This window comes from Vibrio phycocola, from assembly GCF_054404255.1.
This window is the reverse complement of sequence record NZ_JBTAMQ010000035.1, coordinates 1-917: the sequence shown is the minus strand read 5'-3', so window position 1 is coordinate 917 and position 917 is coordinate 1. Positions and strand designations below refer to the sequence as shown.

The following is a 917-nucleotide window of genomic DNA, read 5'->3' as shown; positions in this document are numbered from 1 at the left end:
GTAGCGTATTGTAGTACCAATTCTAATCCCGTTCTTATCGAGAGCTACCCGATGGTTTTTTCCTAGATTGAATTTTAATTGTTCTCTTGTACCTTTAAACGGCCTTGGTGGAACAGAGGAATTTACAGCATCGAGCCAGCTTAAATTAGGTATATTATTTTCAAGCCCATTTTTCCCATTCTGATAGATGTCAATTATCCAGATATGAATCATTTCTTGCAGAAGTAAACGGTCAATTACCGCATTTTCAAGGGGGTCGTAGTCTTTTCTTTCGAATATGTTGGTAAAACTCTTTCCGGGCATCCTAGACAGTAGTCGGTTGTTGATCGTGCGAAAGTAGCGCTCTACTGAGCCCTTAAGCCAAGGCTTTTTGGTTGGATTTTTCTTCACCTTGATCTTTAGTTCTTTGCAAGCGATTTTGAAGTCTCGACTGTTAAACTCAGCGCCATTATCGACAATCAAATGCTCGGGTAAGCCATAGCAAGGCCAAACTCCTTCTACCGAAGGATATAAATCTTTGATGTGATCTTTCGGTAGAATTGCATTTTCAAGTGCTAATGAGACTGAGAGGTAACTTGGTGGTTCGAATCCTAAGTAGAAGCCTACAATGCTTTTTGTATGAGTGTCATATAGAAGTGTAAGCCAAGGCCGGCCCAGCGGTATACCTTGGCGTTCATCAAGAACGAATAAATCAAGTCTGGTATGATCTGCCTCTACGCGTTCCAGCACTCGCGTTGTTGGCGGCCTTTGACCCACTTTCCTAAAGGTCGAGTCTGCAGCACTTTTTCCCTTCCGAAGAACGATTTTTTCGTACTCTGAGTGCTTTCTCAGTCTCTTCCTGAATGATTGTATTGAAAACAAATTGTACTGAGTGTCATGAGTTTCGTTATACCGAGAAACTTCAGTTTCAAGTGTGA

The 917-nt window shown here is 41.7% G+C and carries 1 pseudogene; it reads right to left on the bottom strand.

Going from position 1 to position 917, the window contains the following annotated elements:
• Window positions 1-729, bottom strand: a pseudogene (locus ACXJY6_RS19740) (Mu transposase C-terminal domain-containing protein); the annotation flags it as partial.
• Window positions 730-917: the final 188 nt, after the last annotated feature.